Source organism: Phytohabitans rumicis, assembly GCF_011764445.1.
GTDB classification, from domain to species: Bacteria; Actinomycetota; Actinomycetes; order Mycobacteriales; family Micromonosporaceae; genus Phytohabitans; species Phytohabitans rumicis.
The window spans coordinates 3111080-3129153 of the sequence record NZ_BLPG01000001.1; the positions used below are offsets into that span (position 1 = coordinate 3111080).

18 protein-coding genes and 2 pseudogenes are annotated in these 18074 nt (G+C 70.8%); 9 read left to right on the top strand and 11 right to left on the bottom strand.

What is annotated here, in order from left to right:
- Position 1: 1 nt before the first annotated feature.
- From Prum_RS13545 to Prum_RS13575, 7 genes and pseudogenes are all read right to left on the bottom strand, one after another.
- Complete coding sequence (locus tag Prum_RS13545) at positions 2 to 1276, bottom strand: ABC transporter substrate-binding protein (RefSeq protein WP_173076908.1); 1275 nt, start codon at positions 1274 to 1276, stop codon at positions 2 to 4.
- Positions 1277 to 1287: 11 nt separating this feature from the next.
- Positions 1288 to 2124 carry a carbohydrate ABC transporter permease gene (locus Prum_RS13550; RefSeq protein ID WP_173076909.1) on the bottom strand — a complete coding sequence of 279 codons (837 nt, stop codon included), beginning with the start codon at positions 2122 to 2124 and terminating at the stop codon, positions 1288 to 1290.
- Positions 2121 to 3053: a carbohydrate ABC transporter permease gene (locus tag Prum_RS13555; protein ID WP_173076910.1), complete on the bottom strand. Its 933-nt coding sequence runs from the start codon at positions 3051 to 3053 to the stop codon at positions 2121 to 2123. The genes Prum_RS13550 and Prum_RS13555 overlap by 4 nt, the downstream gene beginning before the upstream one ends.
- On the bottom strand, positions 3050 to 4075 hold the full coding sequence (locus Prum_RS13560) for a LacI family DNA-binding transcriptional regulator (RefSeq protein WP_246277872.1): 1026 nt from the start codon (positions 4073 to 4075) through the stop codon (positions 3050 to 3052). The genes Prum_RS13555 and Prum_RS13560 overlap by 4 nt, the downstream gene beginning before the upstream one ends.
- A 519-nt stretch (positions 4076 to 4594) precedes the next feature.
- A complete protein-coding gene (locus Prum_RS13565) occupies positions 4595 to 4972 on the bottom strand; it encodes a YccF domain-containing protein (protein WP_173076911.1) in 378 nt (125 codons plus the stop codon).
- Between the two features lie 176 nt (positions 4973 to 5148).
- A complete protein-coding gene (locus Prum_RS13570; RefSeq protein ID WP_173076912.1) occupies positions 5149 to 6036 on the bottom strand; it encodes a ribokinase in 888 nt (295 codons plus the stop codon).
- Positions 6033 to 6895: pseudogene (locus Prum_RS13575) on the bottom strand (ABC transporter ATP-binding protein). Before Prum_RS13575 ends, Prum_RS13570 begins: the two are co-directional and overlap by 4 nt.
- Between Prum_RS13575 and Prum_RS13580 the strand changes: the two are divergent.
- Positions 6894 to 7880 (top strand): ABC transporter ATP-binding protein, encoded by a 987-nt coding sequence (locus Prum_RS13580; RefSeq protein ID WP_173076913.1) that lies wholly within the window; start codon positions 6894 to 6896, stop codon positions 7878 to 7880. The pseudogene Prum_RS13575 and the gene Prum_RS13580 overlap by 2 nt on opposite strands.
- Complete coding sequence (locus tag Prum_RS13585) at positions 7877 to 8839, top strand: ABC transporter permease subunit (RefSeq protein WP_173076914.1); 963 nt, start codon at positions 7877 to 7879, stop codon at positions 8837 to 8839. The genes Prum_RS13580 and Prum_RS13585 overlap by 4 nt, the downstream gene beginning before the upstream one ends.
- Positions 8840 to 8846: 7 nt before the next feature.
- Here Prum_RS13585 and Prum_RS13590 read toward each other — a convergent pair whose 3' ends face one another.
- A complete protein-coding gene (locus Prum_RS13590; RefSeq protein ID WP_173076915.1) occupies positions 8847 to 10022 on the bottom strand; it encodes an ROK family transcriptional regulator in 1176 nt (391 codons plus the stop codon).
- Between the two features lie 123 nt (positions 10023 to 10145).
- Between Prum_RS13590 and Prum_RS13595 the strand changes: the two genes are divergently transcribed.
- The 5 genes from Prum_RS13595 to Prum_RS13610 all read left to right on the top strand — a co-directional run bounded on the left by Prum_RS13595 (position 10146) and on the right by Prum_RS13610 (position 13973).
- The gene (locus Prum_RS13595; protein WP_173076916.1) at positions 10146 to 11594 is read left to right on the top strand and encodes a glycoside hydrolase family 3 N-terminal domain-containing protein; all 1449 of its coding nucleotides are present in this window, start codon (positions 10146 to 10148) and stop codon (positions 11592 to 11594) included.
- 251 nt (positions 11595 to 11845) lie between these two features.
- Positions 11846 to 12571, top strand: a complete 726-nt coding sequence (locus Prum_RS51430; protein ID WP_246277873.1) for a VanZ family protein — start codon at positions 11846 to 11848, stop codon at positions 12569 to 12571.
- A complete protein-coding gene (locus Prum_RS13600) occupies positions 12543 to 12872 on the top strand; it encodes a hypothetical protein (protein ID WP_246277874.1) in 330 nt (109 codons plus the stop codon). The genes Prum_RS51430 and Prum_RS13600 overlap by 29 nt, the downstream gene beginning before the upstream one ends.
- Complete coding sequence (locus Prum_RS13605) at positions 12869 to 13312, top strand: thiol-disulfide oxidoreductase DCC family protein (RefSeq protein WP_173076918.1); 444 nt, start codon at positions 12869 to 12871, stop codon at positions 13310 to 13312. Before Prum_RS13600 ends, Prum_RS13605 begins: the two co-directional genes overlap by 4 nt.
- A complete protein-coding gene (locus Prum_RS13610) occupies positions 13275 to 13973 on the top strand; it encodes a TetR family transcriptional regulator (RefSeq protein ID WP_173076919.1) in 699 nt (232 codons plus the stop codon). The genes Prum_RS13605 and Prum_RS13610 overlap by 38 nt, the downstream gene beginning before the upstream one ends.
- Before the next feature lie 456 nt (positions 13974 to 14429).
- Here Prum_RS13610 and Prum_RS13615 read toward each other — a convergent pair whose 3' ends face one another.
- The gene (locus tag Prum_RS13615) at positions 14430 to 15263 is read right to left on the bottom strand and encodes a GntR family transcriptional regulator (protein ID WP_173076920.1); all 834 of its coding nucleotides are present in this window, start codon (positions 15261 to 15263) and stop codon (positions 14430 to 14432) included.
- Positions 15264 to 15319: 56 nt separating this feature from the next.
- On the opposite strand from Prum_RS13615, the gene Prum_RS48815 reads away from it, so the two are divergent.
- Together Prum_RS48815 and Prum_RS48820 are read left to right on the top strand one after the other, a co-directional pair.
- Positions 15320 to 16171: a fumarylacetoacetate hydrolase family protein gene (locus tag Prum_RS48815; protein ID WP_178132648.1), complete on the top strand. Its 852-nt coding sequence runs from the start codon at positions 15320 to 15322 to the stop codon at positions 16169 to 16171.
- Positions 16168 to 16959: a helix-turn-helix domain-containing protein gene (locus Prum_RS48820; protein ID WP_178132649.1), complete on the top strand. Its 792-nt coding sequence runs from the start codon at positions 16168 to 16170 to the stop codon at positions 16957 to 16959. The genes Prum_RS48815 and Prum_RS48820 overlap by 4 nt, the downstream gene beginning before the upstream one ends.
- Here the strand turns inward: Prum_RS48820 and Prum_RS13625 are convergent.
- Both Prum_RS13625 and Prum_RS55760 read right to left on the bottom strand, forming a co-directional pair.
- Complete coding sequence (locus Prum_RS13625) at positions 16956 to 17321, bottom strand: nuclear transport factor 2 family protein (RefSeq protein ID WP_173076921.1); 366 nt, start codon at positions 17319 to 17321, stop codon at positions 16956 to 16958. The genes Prum_RS48820 and Prum_RS13625 overlap by 4 nt on opposite strands.
- Before the next feature lie 58 nt (positions 17322 to 17379).
- Positions 17380 to 18037: pseudogene (locus Prum_RS55760) on the bottom strand (GNAT family N-acetyltransferase).
- Between the last annotated feature and the right edge of the window lie 37 nt (positions 18038 to 18074).

The window sequence follows — 18074 nt, forward strand, 5'->3', positions numbered from 1 at the left end:
ACTACCGCAAAACCTGCTTCCCACCATCCACAAGCTGGGTGCCGAGCTGGTCCAGCGTGATCTTGTTCGCGAAGTACTGCTGAAGCGCCGGCGTGGCGTACTTGGTCTTCCACTCCGGGTAGCCGCTGACCGTCTGGAATGGAGCGATCGTCAGGTCGTTGGCGCTCGCCACCGCGACGTCCCAGCCCTGCTTGCCACTGGTCGCCTTCACCAGCTCCTCGCCGGCCTTCTTGCCGGTGGGCACGAGCCAGTCGCCCTGCGCCAGCCGGGCCTGGTTGGCCGGGTTGAGGAAGTACTCGACGAACTGCGCGGCCTGCTTCTTGGCCTTCGAGTCCTCCGAAATGGACAGCGTCTGCGGGTTGGCGGCCTGGTTGGCGCTCAGCCCCTTGATGGGCGGCAGCGTCACCCACTCAAAGCCGGCCGGCGCCTGCTCTACCATCTGCTGGCGAAGGAACACACCGCCGGGCAGCATCGCGTACTTGCCGGCGAAGAAGCCGGGCAGCGGGTCGGTGCCGCCCATGCCCACCGCGTCCGGCGAGGCCGACTTCGTCACGTAGAGCATGTCGTGGATGCGGCGCGGGATCTCCTTCTCCGCGTCGCCGACCTTCACCTCGGTCTTGCCGCCGTCGGTGTAGAAGAACTTGCCGTCGAAGTTGAGCGACAGGTTCATTACCCGGTTGGTCGGCGACTTCAGCGCCCACGCGACGCCGTAGGTGCCGCCCTTGGTGAGCTTTTGCGCGTTGGCCTGGAACTCGTCCCAGGTCCACCCCTGGCCGGCCGCCGGCACCGTGATCCCGGCCGCGTCGAGCAGCTTCTTGTTGGCCAGTACGACCTGCGACTCCAGCAGGAACGGCACGCCCACGACCTTGCCGTCGACCGTGACCGTGTCCCAGATGCCCTGGCTGATCTCCGACTTGAAGTCGCCGCCCAGCAGGCCGGACACGTCGGCCAGGTAGCCCTGCTTGGCGAACTCGCCGATGGCCGCGCTCTCGTACTGGAAGACGTCCGGCGCGTCACCGCCCTCGAACGAGGTCAGCAGCTGGTCGTGTACCGAGTTCCAGTCGCCCTGGACGTACTCGACCTGGATGTCGGCGTGCTCGGCGTTCCACTTGTCGACGAGCTCCTTGTTGGCCGCCAGCGAGTCCTTCTGCCACGCCAGGCTCAGGAAGCGCAGCTTGACCGGGCCGCTGCTCGGCTCCTCGTCGTCGCCCCCGCCGCCGCAGCCGGACAGTCCTATGAGGAGCGCCGCGGACACGGCCACCAGTTTTCTCAGCATCGATGAGACTCCTAACCCTTAACGGCACCGGCAAGCGATCCGGACGTGAGCCGGCGCTGCAGGAATGCGAAGAAGAGAAGACTCGGGATCGTCGCCAGCAGGGAGCCGGCGGCGAGGGGTCCGAGTCGGGCGATGCCCTCGACCCCGACGAACCTGGCCAGGGTCACCGGCAGGGTCGCGAGGTCGGGGCTCTTGAGCAGGACGAGCGCGAAGAAGAACTCATTCCAGGCGGAGATGAACGCGAACAGCGAGGTGGCGACCACGCCGGGCGCGAGGAGCGGGGCGACCACCCGGCGCAGGACCTGCAACCGGGTGGCGCCGTCCACGGCGGCGGCCTCCTCCAGCTCGCGTGGGATGTTGCGGACGAAGCCCTGCAGCATCCACAGCGCGAACGGGAGTGCCCACACGACGTAGACCAGGACGAGGCCGACGTGGGTGTTGACCAGGTCGACCTGTCGCAGGATCAGGAACAACGGAATCACCAGGAGTACGAACGGGAAGAGCTGGGAAAGCAGCACCCAGCCCAGCGCCGCCGTACCGAGCCGGGTCTTGAAGCGGGCCAACGCGTACGACGCGGGAAGCGCGACGAGCACGGTGAGCACCGCCGTCGACAGCGACACCTGGAGGCTGTTGAGCGCGGCCCGGCCGAGCTCCTGTTCGGTGAACGCCTCCACGTAGTTGTCGAGCGTGGGGTTGTGTGGAATGAGCGTCGGGTGAATCTCCACCATCTCGCGTGGTGGCTTGAACGACGTCGACAGCATCCACACGAGCGGGAAGCCGAGGAAGATGAGGTATCCGGCGAGGGCGAGGTACTGGAGCGTCTTCGCTATTGGCCCGGTGCGGTTCATACGTTGGCCTCCCTCAGCCGGCGCCGCAGATAGACCGCCAGCAGCGCCACGATGATCACGACCATGACGTTGCCGAGCGCCGCCGCGTACCCGTAGTTGCCGTAGCGGAACGCCTCCTCGTACGCGAAGAGCATCGGCAGCATCGTGCGGCCGCCCGGCCCGCCGGCCGTCAGGACGTAGACCAGGCCGAACGAGTTGAAGTTCCAGATGAAGTCCAGCGTGGTGATGGCGACGATGACCGGCATCAGGCTGGGCACCGTGACGCTGCGAAAGCGCTGCCACGTCGTCGCGCCGTCCACCGCCGCCGCCTCGTGCAGCTCCCGCGGTACGCCCTGCAGACCGGCCAGCAGCACGATGGTGGTTTGCGGCATGCCGGACCAGACACCGACGAGAATGACCGCCGGCAGCGCGGTGCCGAAGTCACCGAGCCAGTTGTGCTGCAGGCTTTCCGCCCCGCCTCGATAGAGCACCTCGTTGAGCAGACCGGCATCCGGGTGGTAGACGAGACGCCACATGATGCCGACGATGACCGGCGGCATCGCCCACGGCACGAGCGCCATCACCCGCGCGAACCCGCGGAAGCGCAGCGGCTGGTTCAGCAGCAGCGCCAGCCCGAGCGCGAGGACGAACTGGAGAATCGTCACCGCGAACGACCACACGAGCCCAATCCGGAACGCGCTCCAGAACAGGTCGTCGTTCATCAGCTCGCGGTAATTCTCGATCCCGGTGAAGCTGGTGTCGACGTTGCGGCCCGCGCGCGCGTCGGTGAACCCGAGGTAGATGCCCCGCAGCAGCGGCACCACCGAGAGAATCAGCACGGGCATGAGGGCCGGCAGCAGGAGCAGGTAGACGGTCGTACGGTCGGATCGGGCGCGGGCCTTGTAATCCGGCTTCCTCGCGGCGGGCGGCGCCTCTGCGACTGTCGTCATTGGACGCCTCCACTCGTGGCCCGGATCACCAGGCTGGGTGCGACGTGCTCGCGCCGCGGCGGCAGGGCACCGTCGGCGATGCGCTCCAGCAGCAGGCGGGCGGCGCGCCGACCGCGCTCCTCGGAGCCGAGCGAGACGCTGGAGATCTGCGGGTACGACATCTGCGCCAGCTCGGTGTCGTCCATGCCGACCAGGGCGACGTCCTCGGGCACCCGCTTGCCGGCCACCAGCAACGCGTGCAGCGCGCCAACCGCGATGAGGTCGTTGGCACACACGATCGCGTCGGGCTCCGCCCGGCTGAGCAGCCGCTCAGCGGCCGCGCGCCCCGGCGCGTACTGGAAATCGCCGACCTCGATGAGGTCGACGGGCATGCCGTGGCGCTCAAGCGCCGCGCGGAAGCCGGCGTCGCGGGCGACGCCGGGCACGGTGTCGAGCGGGCCGTTGAGGAAGGCGATCCGGGTACGCCCGGCCGCGACCAAGTGGTCCACGGCCAACGCGATGCCGGAGCGCGAGTCGGTCCGGACGTTGTCCACGGGTACGTCGTCCGCGAGCTGGCCGATCACGACAACCGGCACGGGGGTGGTGGTGAGGGCCGCCACGTGCGCGGCGGTGATCCGGATCGGTGAGATGATCATGCCATCGACGTAACGGTGGGCCAGCCGGCGCAGTAACGCGGTCTCGCTGGCGACCTGCCCGCCGGTGGCGTGCACGAGCAGTTGGTGCCCCGACTCGGCGACCACCGCCTCGATCGCCCGCATCATCGCCACGTACACCGGGTTGCCGATGTCCTCGACGGCGAACGCGATCAGTCCGGTGCGCTGGGATTGGAGCGAACGGGCGATGGCGTTCGGCACGTACCCGACGGCGGCGGCCGCCTCACGCACCCGCCGCACGGTCTCCGGACTCCCGCCGACGCCGTTGAGCACCCGGGAGGCGGAGGCGATCGACACGCCGGCCCGAGCGGCGACGGTGTGCACCGTCGGCCGCCCGTCGGCAGCATCTTGTAAACGTTTACGACCCACCGGTCGTACCTCCGCAGCTCACTTGTAAACGTTTCCAGGGAGTTTGCGCCGCCCACCCGCCCCGTCAAGGGTTTGTTACCACTTCGTTTCCTCAAGATCCTTCCCCGCGCGCCCCACGGCCCACCCGCCCCGTCGATCAAGGAAAAGCCCGCCGATCAAGGGCATATGGTCGTGCTTTGATCTCCAATCCACGACCATTTGCCCTTGATCGACGGAAAAGTCCTTGATCGACGCAACGGAGGCCCGGAGGCCCAGCCGGATCTTGGTACGAAGTCGTCGCCTGACCGCCCTGACCGCGATTTCGTACCAAGATCTGGACCCCGGAGCTGCCAACGGCACCCCACCCCGCGCCCGCCGATCAAGGAAAAACCCGTCGATCAAGGGCATATGGCCGTGGTTTAGAGATCAAAGCACGACCATATGCCCTTGATCGACGCAAAAGAGGGCGCGACGCACGGAGGGCCCGACGGGGAGAGAGCGCGCGACGCGAAGAGGGCGCGGCGGGGAGGGAGGGGCGGGCTAGGTGGGGGTTACTTCGCGGCCTAGGGGCCATAGGGCCGCCGGGACGAGCTTGAAGTTGGCGATGCCGAACGGGATGCCGATGACGGTGATGCACTGGGCGACCCCGGCCACGATGTGCGTCAGCGCCAACCACCATCCCGCCAGCACCACCCACAGCACGTTCGCCACGAAGGAACCGAGGCCGGCGCTCGGCTTGGCTTCGAGGGTGCGGCCGAACGGCCAGAGCGAGTAGTGCGCCAACCGCAGCGAGGCCACCCCGAACGGGATCGTCACGATCAGCGCGAAGCAGATCAGCGCGGCGATGCCGTACCCGATGGCGAACACGATCCCGCTACCGAAGATCAACCAGAGCACGTTCAGTACTGTCCGGATCACATCTACCAAACTAGGGCATGTCTGGTGGATCTTTGTGGGGCTGCGGCGGGCCCAGACGACGACCAGCGGCACCGGGCGGAAGGCCGCATACAACACCGGTATGCGACATTCCGCCCGGCACTCCCGGATCGCCGCCTGGACCTCGCCTCGCACCCACAAGATCCACCAGACATGCCCTACGAGGCTGATGCGAACATCGCGTCGATCTCCGCCCGCTGGGGCAGGGAGACGGACGCGCCCAGCCGGCGGGCGCACACGGCTCCGGCGGCGCAGGCCCAGCGTACGGCCTCGACCATGTCACGGCCCTCGCCCCAGGCCACCGCCAGCGCGCCGGTGAACGCGTCACCGGCCGCCGTCGAGTCCACGGTCTCCACCTTGAACGCGGGTACGCGTACCGAAACGCCGGTGCGGTCGCCGTACCAGGCGCCTTGGTCGCCCAGCGTCACCACCGCCCGCGGGACGACGGACAGGATGTCGGACATGTCTCCAGCTATGGCCCGCGCCTCCCCCTCGTTCACGACGAGCAGGTCCACCGCGTCCAGCAGCTCGGTGGGCAGCGCCCGGGCCGGCGCCGCGTTGAGCAGCACCCGTACGCCGGCCGCCCGGGCCGCCAAAGCCGCCTCCGTCACGGTCTCGACGGGAACCTCCAATTGCGACACCAGGACGTCGGCACCGCGTACGGCGGAAAGCTCGGCCTCGGTGAGCGAGGTGAACGCAGCGTTGGCGCCCGGCGTGACCACGATGCAGTTTTCGCCGTGCGAGTTGACGACGACGAGGGCGACGCCGGAAGCGCCGTACACCACGCGCACGTGCGCACTGTCCACACCGGACGCGGCCAGGCGTGCCTTGAGGGTGACGCCGAACGAGTCGGAGCCGATCGCGCCGAGGAACGCGCAGGAGGCGCCCGCTCGGGCCGCGGCGATGGCCTGGTTGGCGCCCTTGCCGCCGGCCACCATCGCGAAGTCGTTGCCCAGCACGGTTTCCCCGGGCCGGGGCAGCTCGGGAGCGGTGGCGACGAGGTCCATGTTGGCGCTGCCGGCAACCACCACGCGCGGCGGCGTCATACGGCACGCGCCGCGAAGCGGTCGCCGACGCGGTCCAGCGTCAGCGGCACGTCGAAGGTCTTCGACAGGTTCTCACTCGTGACTGTGTCGCCGATCAGTCCCTGGGCGACCACGGCGCCGTCGCGCAGCAGCAGCGCGTGGGTGAAGCCGGGCGGGATCTCCTCGACGTGGTGGGTGACCAGGACCAGTGCGGGCGAGTCCGGGTCGTACGCCAGCTCGGCGAGCCGGCCGACCAGGTCTTCGCGGGCGCCCAGGTCGAGCCCGGCGGCGGGCTCGTCGAGCAGCAGCAGCTCCGGGTCGGTCATCAGGGCCCGAGCGATCTGCACCCGCTTGCGCTCCCCTCGGACAGGGTGCCGTAGAGCCGATCGGCGAACCCGGCCACGCCGAACTGCTCCAGCAGCGCGCGGGCGCGGATCTCGTCCATCGCCTCGTACCGCTCACGCCAGCGGCCCACCACGCCCCAGGAGGCGGTGACCACCACGTCGGCGACCCGCTCTTCGCCGGGGATCCGATCGGCCAGCGCGGCGCTGGACAGGCCGATCCGGGTACGCAATTCGTTGATGTCGGTGCGCCCGAGCCGCTCGCCGAGCACGTGTGCCGTGCCGGTGCTCGGGTAGAGCCGGGCGCCGGCGATGCTCAGCAGTGTCGTCTTGCCCGCGCCGTTCGGCCCGAGAACGACCCACCGTTCGTCCAGCTCCACCCGCCACGTCAGGTCGTGCAGCAGGTGTGAGCCGGAGCGCACGACACCAACGCTCTCCAGGTCAACCACGAGATCTTCGGACCACGCCACGCGACCATCCAACCACGCCGGACCGGCTGCCCCCACGGATGTGACCAGCACCGTATGGTTCTGGCCCATGACGGCGGTCATCGAGATCGAGGGACTGCGCAAGACGTTCCGGACCATCCGGCGGGGCGCGCGCGTGGCACTCGACGGCTTCGACATGACGGTCGAGGCCGGGCAGATACACGGATTCCTCGGGCCGAACGGCTCCGGCAAGACGACCACGCTCCGCACGCTGCTCGGCTTGGTCCGGGCGGACGCGGGGCGGATGGCCATCCTCGGCCAGCCCGCCCCGGCGGCGCTCCCCGTGGTCACGCGGCGGCTCGGGGCGATCGTGGAGAGCCCGCAGTTCTTCGGCAACTTCACCGGCCGCCGTACCCTCCAACTGCTGGCCCGGGCCGGCGGCGTCCCGCTGGATCGGGTCGAGCACGTGCTCGCCCAGGTCGGCCTGCGCGACCGCGGCGAGGAACGGGTCAAGGCGTACTCGCTCGGCATGAAACAGCGCCTGGCCGTGGCGTCCGCGCTGCTCAAGGACCCGGAGCTGCTGATACTCGACGAGCCGGCGAACGGCCTGGACCCGGCCGGCATCCGGGAGATGCGCGACCTCATGCGGGAGTTGGCCGCGGCGGGCGTGACGGTGCTGGTCTCCAGCCACATCCTGGCCGAGATCCAGCTGATCTGCGACCACGTGACGATCATTTCGCGGGGCAAACGGGTGACGTCCGGGCCGGTCGCCGCGGTCCTGTCCGGCTTCGACCGGGGCGAGTTCCGGGTACGCGTGGCCGACCTCGACCACGCCGCCGAGGTGATCCGCACGGCGGGGCTGGAGGTGACGGTGCACGAGGACCACCTCGTGGTCGCCGACGTGGGCGACCCGGCCTGGCTCACCGAGCAGCTCGGGCAGCGGGGCATGTGGGTCTCCGAGCTGACCCCGCTGACGCCCGACCTGGAGAGCGTCTTCCTCCAGCTCACCGACGGGGACACGCCGCGTCAGGTCGACGTCGTCGGCCCGCCGCGAAACGCCGACGACGTCGCCATCGAACTGGGAGGACAGCCGTGAACCTCGTCGCCGCGGAGCTCAGCCGGCTGACCGCCCGCCGGTTCGTGCAGCTCATGCTCGTGCTGCTGATCGGCGCGGGCGCCGTGACGGTCGGGACCACGCTGGCCACCTCGCACCGGCCGACCGCGATCGAGTGGGACCAGGCCGAGCAGCAGGCGCAGGTGGAGCGCAACCGCATCGCGGACACCCTGGCGGACTGCCAGCGGGCGGAGCTCGACGAGGAGTACTGCCGCCAACTGGCCGAGCGCGATCCCCGCGCCGAGGACTACCTCTACGGCGTGTTCGTCTTCAAGGACGAGATCAAGGGGCTGGTGTACTTCCTCATCTCGTTCCTGGCGCTTTTCGGCTTCCTGGTGGCCGCGTCGTTCATCGGGGCGGAGCTGACCTCGGGCGGCATGACCAACCTGCTGCTGTGGCGGCCGCAGCGGATGACCGTGCTCGGCACCAAGCTGGGCACGATGTTGGGGGCCGTCCTCGCCGTGTCGGTGGCCGCCACGGTCCTGTACGTCGGCGCGTTCTGGACCATCGCCGAGGCCACCGGCGTGCGCGGCGACCTCGACGCGGACTTCTGGAGCGACCTGGGGCTGACCCTGGTGCGGGGCCTGGCGTTCGTGCTCTTCGTGTCGGCGGTCGCCTTCGGTGCCGCCACTCTCGGCCGGCACACCGCGGCGGCGGTCGGCCTGATCGCGGCGTACGCGATCGTCTGGGAGATCGGCCTGCGCATCGTGCTGGAGGTCACCGAGGCCGGGCGGCCGGACCAGTGGGTGCTCTCCAGCTACATCGGGGCCTGGATGGACGGCAGGCTGGAGTTCTGGGACAGCAACGCCTGCCGCGGCTTCGGTCCGTGCGAGGGCACGTACGAGCTGACCTGGGTGCACGCGTCCGCCGTCTTCGCGGTCATCCTCATCGCCCTCGTCGGCGGCGCCTTCGCCACCTTCCGACAGCGCGACCTCGCGTAAGACGAACCTAGGACACCGTCGAGCCGAACACCTCGTCCCGCACCGAGTCGAGCGCGGTACGCAGGGCGCCCTTGAGCACCGGCTCCTCGGGCACCTCGGACGCCACCACCCGGGGCGAGACGAGCGTGATCGCGGCCACCTCGTGCTGCACCCGCTCGGCGAGCGCGGTGCCGCCGGCCTGCCCGACCTCGCCGGCCAGCACCACCAGCGGCGGGTCGAGCACCACGCAGGTGCTGGCGACGCCCAGCGCCAGCCGCCGGGCCAGCTCGTCGAGGAACGGACCGCCCTTGGTCCCGGCGGCGATCGCGGCCCGTACCGCCTCGGCCGGGCCGGCGCCGCGGAAGCCGTGCTCGCGGGCCACCGCGCGCACCGCGTCGCCGCCGGCCAGCTGCTGGAACGCCCCCTTCGACCGGCGGTACGTGTCGCGCGGGATGGGCGCGCCCGGCACCGGGAGGTAGCCGATCTCGCCGGCGGCGCCGGTGCTGCCATGGTGCAGCCGCCCGCCGAGCACGATCGCGAGACCCATGCCGCCGCCGGCCCAGATCAGCACGAAGTCGTCGACGCCCTTGGCCGCGCCCTCGTGCGCCTCGGCGACGGCCGCGAGGTTGACGTCGTTGCCGAAGACGACCGTGGTGCTCAGGTCCTCGCGGAGGGCGGCGAGCAGGCCCTTGTGCCAGCGGGGCAGGTTCCACGCGAACGTGATGTCGCCGGTGCCCGGGTCCACCAGACCCGGCGTGCCGAGCACCACCCGACGTACCGTGCCGAGCGGCGCGTGGGCGTTGTCGGCGGCCTGCACGACGGCGTTGTGCACGACGCGGACCGGGTCGTCGGTGTCCTTGGTGGACAGTTCCGCCTGGCCGACGACGGTGCCGGTGATGTCGGCGCAGGCGGCCACCACCCGGTCGGCGTCGACGACGGCCCCGACGACGTGCGCGCTGCCCGGCGTCACGGCGTACAGCTGGGCGTTCGGCCCGCGCCCGCCGGCCTGCTCGCCCACCCGCGTGACCAGTCCGCGCTCCTCCAGACGTTCCACCAGTTGGGACGCGGTGACCTTGCTGAGCCCGGTCATCTCGCCGAGCTGGGCGCGGGTGAGCGGTCCGCGGGAAAGCAGAAGCTCCAGCGCGGCCCGGTCATTGAGCGCGCGCAGCAGCCGCGGAGTGCCGGGTAGGCGGGGTGAGGCCATTGCCGTCCTCTAGTATTTAGGAGACTTAACAGTTGAACCTTACTGACTTAACCGAGTAAGGCGTAGCGTAATCGGCCAAGCTGGCAAAGACGGTCAGCCGGCCGGACAGAAGGGGCACTCACCATGTCGACCGATCCCGGACTCCGCCGACTGGCTCTGCGCACGCTCCTCGCCGCCTTTCCAGGCAGCACCGCCCCACAGTGGGCGGTCGACCTGGTCCGCGAGGGGCTCGCCGGATACACCCTCTTCGGCTTCAACATCATCGAATCATCGCAGGTCATCGCCGTCACCGCGGCCCTGCGCGAGGCACGCCCCGACGTACTCGTGGCGATCGATGAAGAGGGCGGCGACGTGACCCGCCTCGCGCACGCGACCGGCAGCCCGTACCCGGGAAATGCCGCGCTCGGCGCGGTGGGTGACCCCGCACTCACGCAGAAGGTCTACGCGGCCATCGGATACGAGCTGGCCGCACAGGGCGTCAACCTCAACCTCGCCCCGACCGTCGACGTCAACACCGCCGATGAGAACCCCATCATCGGCACCCGCTCCTTCGGCGCCGACCCGGAGCAGGTCGCCGCGCACGCCGCCGCGGCCGTGACCGGGCTCCAGGAGGCCGGCATCGCCGCGTGCGCCAAGCACTTCCCCGGCCACGGCGCGACCGTCGCCGACTCGCACCTCGAACTGCCCACCGTGGACGCTTCGCCCGAGGTGCTCCGCGCCCGCGACCTGCCGCCCTTCGCCGCCGTGGTCGCGGCCGGCACCAAGGCCATCATGACCGCGCACATCCGGGTGCCCGAGCTGACCGGGGACGGGCCGGCGACGTTCAGCCGGACGGTCTTGACCGGGCTGCTGCGCGAAGAGCTCGGCTTCGGCGGCGCGATCGTCACCGACGCCCTGGAGATGAAGGGCGCCGCGCTCGCCGCCGGTGGCACCGCGCGCGCCGCCGTGCCGGCGCTCGCCGCCGGGGCCGACCTGCTCTGCATCGGCGCCGACGTCGACGCGGCCCTGGTCGAGGAGACCGCCGCCGAGATCGCGAACGCGATCGCCGCCGGGCGCCTGCCGGTCGCGCGCGTCGAGGACGCCGCCGCCCGCGTCGCCGACCTCGCCGCCTGGACGTCCCGCTCCGCGCCGCGCGAGGTCCCGACAACCGATCTCGGGTACGCGGCGGCCCGGCGCGCCGTGCAGGTAGAGGGAAGCGTCGACGGGCTCGCCGCGCCCCTGGTCGTGCAGATCATCGCGTCCTCGACAATCGCCGAAGGGCCGGTCCCGTGGGGCCTCGGCCCGCACATCAACGGCACGGAGCAGCTCCGGGTGGTGGCCGGCGAAGCCAACGCCGCCGAGCTGCTGGCCCGCGCCGGCGACCGCCCCATCGTGGTCGTGGGCCGGCACGCGCACCGGGTGCCCGCGGCCCGCGCGCTGATCGAGGAGCTCGCGGCCCGCCACCCCGTCACGGTCGTGGAGATGGGCTGGCCCTCGCACTGGCGGCCGGCCGGGGCGCGCGCGTTCGTCACCACGTACGGCGCGAGCCTCGCCAACGGCCGCGCCGCCGCGGAGGTCCTCGGTCTCGCATAGCTTGGCCCGCGTGAGTAGGGCGCCCCTGTTGGGCCTTCCCGCGTGAGTGGGGCGCCCCTGTTCAGCTCAGCGCGGGTATAGGGGCCGCGCTACTCACGGCGAGGTACCCCGGAGGGGTCCCCTACTGGGGCAAGCGCCGAGAAGCGACCCAGGCACAGCGCGAAGCCCAAGAGGGGCGCCCTACTCACGTGGAGCAGGAGAGCCATAGGTTCTTCACAGGAACTCCATGAATGGGCGGCTACGGTCGGTCGATGCTGGACGAAGTGATCGCCGGGACGGAGCAGGTCATCGGCACCGGGATAGCCGGCTGCACGCTCCTGTTAGGACTCGCCTTCGCCCTGGCGACCCACCGCCATCTCGCCCAGCGGCTCGGCTGGTCGCGGTGGCCGACGCTGGGCGCGCTCGCGTTCGGCATGCCGATCGTCGCGCTGACCTTGATGCCGCTCGGCCCGATCGAGCCGATGGGAGTCGCCAGGTTCCGGCTGCACCACTTTCTCGTGGAGGCGCGACACCTGCCGTGGCACCACTTCGACGGACTGGGCGCCAACGCGGAGCGGCTCGCCAACCTGGCCCTGTACGTGCCGGCCGCGTTCTTCCTCACGGTGGCGTGCCGGCGGGTGTGGCCGGCGGTGCTCCTCGGCCCGGCCGTGTCGCTGCTCGCCGAGCTGGTCCAGTCGTTCGACAGCTGGCGCAGCCCGGACCCGCAGGACCTCGTGCACAACGCCCTCGGCGCGTGGATCGGCGCGGTCGCCGGGCTGCTGGTCACTGTGAGCCGCATCTCTGTTGAACGTGTTCAAAGTCGGGTCTACCCTGAGGCTGACCGCAATTTGAACACGTTCGAGAAAGGCGTGGGCGGTGGACATCAAGGTCTGGATGTACCTGGTCTATCTGGCGATCAGCATCGGGCTGACCATCTGGGTCGCCAGCACGCTCTCCCGCAACGGGCTGGTGTTTCTGGAGGAGGTCTTCTCCGATAGCCGGCTCGCCGCGGCCGTCAACAAGCTCCTTGTCGTCGGCTTCTACCTGCTCAACCTCGGCTACGTGACGGTGGCAATGCGGACCAGCGGGACGATCGCGGACGCCAGCGAGGCGCTCGAGTCGCTCTCCGTGAAGATCGGGCTGGTGCTCCTCGTCCTCGGCGGCCTGCACTTCTTCAACGTCTTCGCGCTGGGCCGCTACCGCCGCAGCCGGCTGCGCCAGCAGTCCAGCCACCCGCCGCTGCCGCCGGCCGCTCACCTGCCGATGATGCCGCCACCCCCGCCCATGCCACAGCGATGATCGGCTCTCCCAGCGTGGACCCCACGGGGCACGGGGCTCGTGGGGTCCACGCCCTCACCGTTCTGTACGACGCGCACTGTCCACTGTGCCGCGCGGCGCACCGCTGGCTGGCCGCGCGCGACCAACTCGTACCCCTGGAGTTTGTGCCGGCCGGGTCGGACGAGGCCCGGCGGCGCCTCCCCGGCCTGGACCACGGCGCGACGCTGCGTGATGTGACCGTCGTGGCCGACACTGGCGAGGTGTACGTCGGCGACGGCGCCTGGCTGGCCTGCCTGTGGGCCCTGGCCGGCTACCGCGAGCTGGCCGAACGCCTGGCACGGCCGCACCTGCTGCCGGTGGCCCGGCGGGTCATCGCCGCGGCGGCCGCGGTGCGGGAGCGGACCCGCGGCTACGGTGACGATGATGACCGAGCAGACTGCGCCGACGACCGCTGCGGGTGAGCCGGCCACCGCCCGCGGTGAGCACACCCGGCAGCTGATCCTGGACACCGCGATGCGGCTCTTCCGCGAGCAGGGGTACGCGCAGACCACGATGCGCGGGATCGCCAAGGAGGCCGGCGTCTCGGTCGGCAACGCCTACTACTACTTCCCCTCCAAGGAACACCTGATCCAGGAGTTCTACCTGGGGCAGCAGGCCCAGCACCGGACCGCCGCCGCGCCGGTGCTGGAACGGGAGACCGACTTCGCCGCCCGGCTGCGCGGCACCCTGCACGCGGGCATCGAGGTGATGGCGCCGTACCAGGCGTTCGCCGCCACGTTCTTCAAGACGGCGGCCGAGCCGACGTCGCCGCTGAGCCCGTTCTCGGCGGAGTCGTCGCCGTCGCGGGACATGTCCATGGCGCTCTTCCGCGAGGTGGTCGAGGGCTCCACCGCCAAGGTCGACCCCGACCTGCGCGAGGACCTGCCCGAACTGCTCTGGCTGGGCTACATGGGCGTGGTCCTGTACTGGGTGCACGACCGCTCGCCGGGACAGGCCAAAACCCGCAAGCTGATCGACGGCGGGGTGCCGCTGGTGGACCGGCTGGTGGGGCTGTCCCGGCTGCGGGTGCTGCGGCCGGTCACCCGCGAGGTCATGGACCTGATCCGTAACCTCCGCCACTAGGTAACTCTGCGTAGTCGCTTGATACTCCGCCGAACGGACTATTTCCGGCCTTAGCCCCTTGAAACCACATTTAGCGCCACGTAGCGTTACCACGCACCCCCGAACCACGACCTGGGGAAACCACGAACCGCGGACCCGGCACCCCCAACCGGGCCCGCGGTTCGTGTGTCCGGCCCAGTTACGCCCCGCCCGCCCCCGCGCCGCGCTGGCCCCCGCCGCCGCGCTAGGCCCGCGCCGCGCTGGCCCCCGCCGCCGCGCTGGCCCCTCGCCGCGTCGATCAAGGGCAAACGGCCGTGCTTCGATCTCCAAACCACGACCGTTTGCCCTTGATCGACGCGGAAATCCTTGATCGGCGCGCGGGGCCCTGCAAGCCGACAGGCGGTCGTGTGGCGCTTCCCCTATGGCCGGTTGCGGTCCGCGGCGCTTGGCCCGTCGATCAAGGACTGGCCCCGTCGATCAAGGGCTTCTCCGTCGATCAAGGGCAAACGGTCGTGGATCAGAGATCAAACGACGACCATATGCCCTTGATCGACGGGGAAATCCTTGATCGACGCGGCGGGAGGCCAGAGCGGCGGGCCCAGAGCGGCGGGCCCAGAGCGGCGGAGGGCCAGAGCGGCGGGAGGAGGGCCAGAGCGGCGGAGGGCTACTCGGGGAGGGGACTGCGGCCAGGAGGTTTTCGGCGGTGCGCCGGAGGTGGGCGGCGAGCAGGCGGGTGGCCGCCGGGGCGTCGCGAGCCAGGACGGCGGTCAGCAGCCCGTCGTGCTCGCCGGTGACGTCGCGGTCCGGCTCCCGGCCGATGGTCTGCGACCAGGTGCGGTACAGCTCGGCGGAGACGCGCAGGGAGTCGGCGATCTCGCGGAGCCAGCTGTTCGGGCAGCCGTCCAGCAGCGCCCGGTGGAACGCCAGGTGCGCCTCGCTCCACTCGTCGCTCCCCGGCGCCAGGGGCGTACGGGCCAGCACGTGGTGGGCCGCGACGACCTGGGCCTCCCACCGGGTGTCGCCGTGCTCGATGGCCCGGGTCAGCACCAGTCCCTCGATCGCGACCCGCGCCTCGGTCAGCTCCTGCAGCGCCTCCCGGCTCACCTGCACGACGGCGAAGCCGACCTGCGGCTCGGAGCGCACCAGCCCCTGCCCGGCGAGCCGGATCAACGCCTCGCGGATCACCCCCATGCCGCCGCCGTACCGCGACTGCAACTCGGCGAGCTTCAGCCGCTCGCCGGGGCGGAATCGGCCGGCCAGGATGTCCGCGCGCAGCCGGTCGTGCATCTCTTCGGACCGGGTACGCGACATCCCAACATCGTACGAGCACCTCTGGCATTTTCGAAAATCTGGAGTATGTTCGGGCAATGCGATTGGCGAACCAGGGTGGACGAGCCGTGCTCGTGACGGACGGCGACGTGATCGACGTCGCCGAGGCCAGCGGCGGGCGCTTCGGCCCCGACCCGCAGGCGGTGTACGAGGCATGGCCCGAGTTCACGGCGTGGGCGGCGGATGGGCACGCCCCCACCGGCAAGCTCGACGAGGCCGCGCTCGGACCGGTGTCCCCGGCGGCGCGGCAGGTGTTCGCCGTCGGGCTGAACTACGCGGATCACGCGGCCGAGTCCGGCCACCCGATCCCCGAGTACCCCATGATCTTCACGAAGTTCCCGTCCTCCCTCGCCGGGCCGTACGGCGAGGTCGCCCTGCCCAGCGGGTCCGTCGACTGGGAGGTCGAGCTGGTCGTGGTGATCGGCCGGCCGGCCAGCGCGGTGCGCCCCGAGGACGCCTGGCAGTACGTCGCCGGCCTGACCGTCGGGCAGGACCTCTCCGAGCGCGAGGTGCAGCGGCGCGGCCAGCCACCCCAGTTCAGCCTCGCCAAGTCGTACACGGGATTTGGCCCGACCGGACCGGTCCTCACCACGCTCGACGAGGTGGGCGACCCGGCGGCCCTCGGACTGACCACGACGCTCAACGGCGAAGTGGTCCAGGACGGCAGCACGGCCAGCATGATCTTCTCGGTGCCGGAGCTGATCGGGTACCTGTCGGCCGTGTGCACCCTGCTCCCCGGCGATCTGATCTTCACGGGCACCCCGCCGGGCGTCGGGCAGAGCCGCACGCCGCCGCGCTTCCTGGCGCCGGGCGACGTCCTGGAGACCACGATCAGCGGGCTCGGCACGATGCGGCAGACGTGCGTCGCACAGGCGCCATCGGAACGGTGACGGCAGCACAGACGCAACAGCCGGTAGGTCAGCTCCTGCGCCGGTGGCGCGAGAGCCGGCGGCTGAGCCAGCTCGAACTCTCCAACCAGGCGGAGGTCTCCACGCGGCACATCAGCTTCGTGGAGACCGGGCGGGCGGCGCCGAGCCGGGAGCTGTTGCTGCACCTGGCCGAGCAGCTCGACGTACCGCTGCGGGACCGCAACCACCTGCTGCTGGCGGCGGGGTACGCGCCGGCGTACCCGGCCGCCGCGCTGGACTCGCCCCAGCTGTCCGCCGTACGCGCCGCGGTGCGCCAGATCCTGACCGGACACGAGCCGTACCCGGCCGTGGTGGTGGATCGGGAGTGGCGGCTCGTCGAGGCCAACGCCAGCGTCGGGTTGCTCACCGAGGGCGTGGCGCCGGAGTTGCTGAAGCCGCCGATGAACGTGATGCGGGTCACTCTCCACCCGGACGGCATGGCCCCGCGCATCGCCAACCTCGGCGAGTGGCGGGCGCATCTGCTCGCCCGGCTCCGGCGGCAGCTCACCATGACCACCGACGCCAGCCTGCCGGCGCTGTACGAGGAACTGCGCGGCTACCCGTGCGACCAACCCGAGCCGGACGTCGAACTGCCCGGCCCGGGCGACTTCGCGGTGCCGCTGCGCCTGCGCCACGACGGCCGCGAACTAGCGTTCTTCAGCACGACGGCGACGTTCGGCACGCCGCTCGACGTCACGGTCGCCGAACTCGTCATCGAGGGTTTCTTCCCCGCCGACCCGCAAACCGCGGCGCATCTGCACAGCGCCTAACCCGGCACCTTGTCCAGGAAGCCGTACACGCCGCGCAGGCGGCCATCCGCGCCGACGACGGCCACATCGGAACCCACCACCACCGATTCGCCACCAGCCTCCGGCACCAGCTCCCATGTGAAGCGTCCGACGCCGTGGTGCGCGTCGACGTCGCCGGCGAGCCGGAAGGCGAATCCCGGAAACTGGCTGCGGGCGCCGGCGATGACCGCGGCGATGGCGTCGTGACCGGCGACGGACGCGAGCGGGTCGGTGTAGACGCCGTCCTCCGTCCACAGCTCCGCGACGGCGGCTCGGCGGGCGTCGGCGTCCGGCTCGTTCCACGTGGCGATGTAGCGGTGGACCAGCTCGTTGAAATCACTCATGCGAATGACCATGTCATGGTGGATCAGACGCGTCGATTACGTCGGAGGTAATGCCGGCTCAGACGCCGTACACGATCCAGCCGCGGTCGGGAAAGCCGGCGGCCTCGGCGACCCGGGCCGAGGCGACGTTGTCGAACGAGTGCAGGTACGTCGGCACGGCGCCCTCGTCGAGCACCCGGCGGGCCGCCTGGGCAACCAGCCGACGCGCCAACCCTTGGCCGCGGGCCCGCTCCTCGGTGCCGACCGACAGCTCGTTGCCGTGCCCATCGTGGCGCTTGATGCCAACCCCGGCGAGGTACGCACCGGTGGACGGCTCCCGCGCGATCAGCACCTCGCCGCCGAACGGCCGCAACCACTGCGGCACCACGGGATCGTCGAAGGGGACCCACTCCCCGCGTCCGGCAACGCCGTGGGGTCCAAACAGTAGCGGAACACGCCCCGGTAAGCCTTGCGCCTGCCGGCCAGCCCGAGCGCGGTGGGCAGCTTTTCCAGCAGGTCGTCCAGTGGCAGGTCGGCGAGCGCCCGCACCGCGGCCGTACGCGGTGATGGCACGGAGATGACCGTGCCGGTGGGCGAGCCCACACCCACCATGGGATAGACGTGCCCGTCCCAGGCCGGCAGGACCCGCCGCTCCGAACCCACGACCACGAGCTGCTGCCCCGGGGCCACTGGCCCAGCCAGGTCACAAGGTGGTGGTACAGCCGCTTGTCGAGCATCGCCAACGACCTTACATCCACCGGGCCCCGCCCCGGC

Bases quoted from the DNA above. Each gene is read 5' to 3' on its own strand.
- Prum_RS13545 (WP_173076908.1), bottom strand. From the start codon at position 1,276: ATGCTGAGAAAACTGGTGGCCGTGTCCGCGGCGCTCCTCATAGGACTG.
- Prum_RS13625 (WP_173076921.1), bottom strand. From the start codon at position 17,321: ATGAGTGATTTCAACGAGCTGGTCCACCGCTACATCGCCACGTGGAAC.
- Prum_RS13580 (WP_173076913.1), top strand. From the start codon at position 6,894: ATGACGGCGGTCATCGAGATCGAGGGACTGCGCAAGACGTTCCGGACC.
- Prum_RS13555 (WP_173076910.1), bottom strand. From the start codon at position 3,053: ATGACGACAGTCGCAGAGGCGCCGCCCGCCGCGAGGAAGCCGGATTAC.
- Prum_RS13605 (WP_173076918.1), top strand. From the start codon at position 12,869: ATGATCGGCTCTCCCAGCGTGGACCCCACGGGGCACGGGGCTCGTGGG.
- Prum_RS48815 (WP_178132648.1), top strand. From the start codon at position 15,320: ATGCGATTGGCGAACCAGGGTGGACGAGCCGTGCTCGTGACGGACGGC.
- Prum_RS51430 (WP_246277873.1), top strand. From the start codon at position 11,846: ATGCTGGACGAAGTGATCGCCGGGACGGAGCAGGTCATCGGCACCGGG.
- Prum_RS13610 (WP_173076919.1), top strand. From the start codon at position 13,275: ATGACCGAGCAGACTGCGCCGACGACCGCTGCGGGTGAGCCGGCCACC.
- Prum_RS13550 (WP_173076909.1), bottom strand. From the start codon at position 2,124: ATGAACCGCACCGGGCCAATAGCGAAGACGCTCCAGTACCTCGCCCTC.
- Prum_RS13595 (WP_173076916.1), top strand. From the start codon at position 10,146: ATGTCGACCGATCCCGGACTCCGCCGACTGGCTCTGCGCACGCTCCTC.
- Prum_RS13615 (WP_173076920.1), bottom strand. From the start codon at position 15,263: ATGTCGCGTACCCGGTCCGAAGAGATGCACGACCGGCTGCGCGCGGAC.
- Prum_RS13570 (WP_173076912.1), bottom strand. From the start codon at position 6,036: ATGACGCCGCCGCGCGTGGTGGTTGCCGGCAGCGCCAACATGGACCTC.
- Prum_RS13590 (WP_173076915.1), bottom strand. From the start codon at position 10,022: ATGGCCTCACCCCGCCTACCCGGCACTCCGCGGCTGCTGCGCGCGCTC.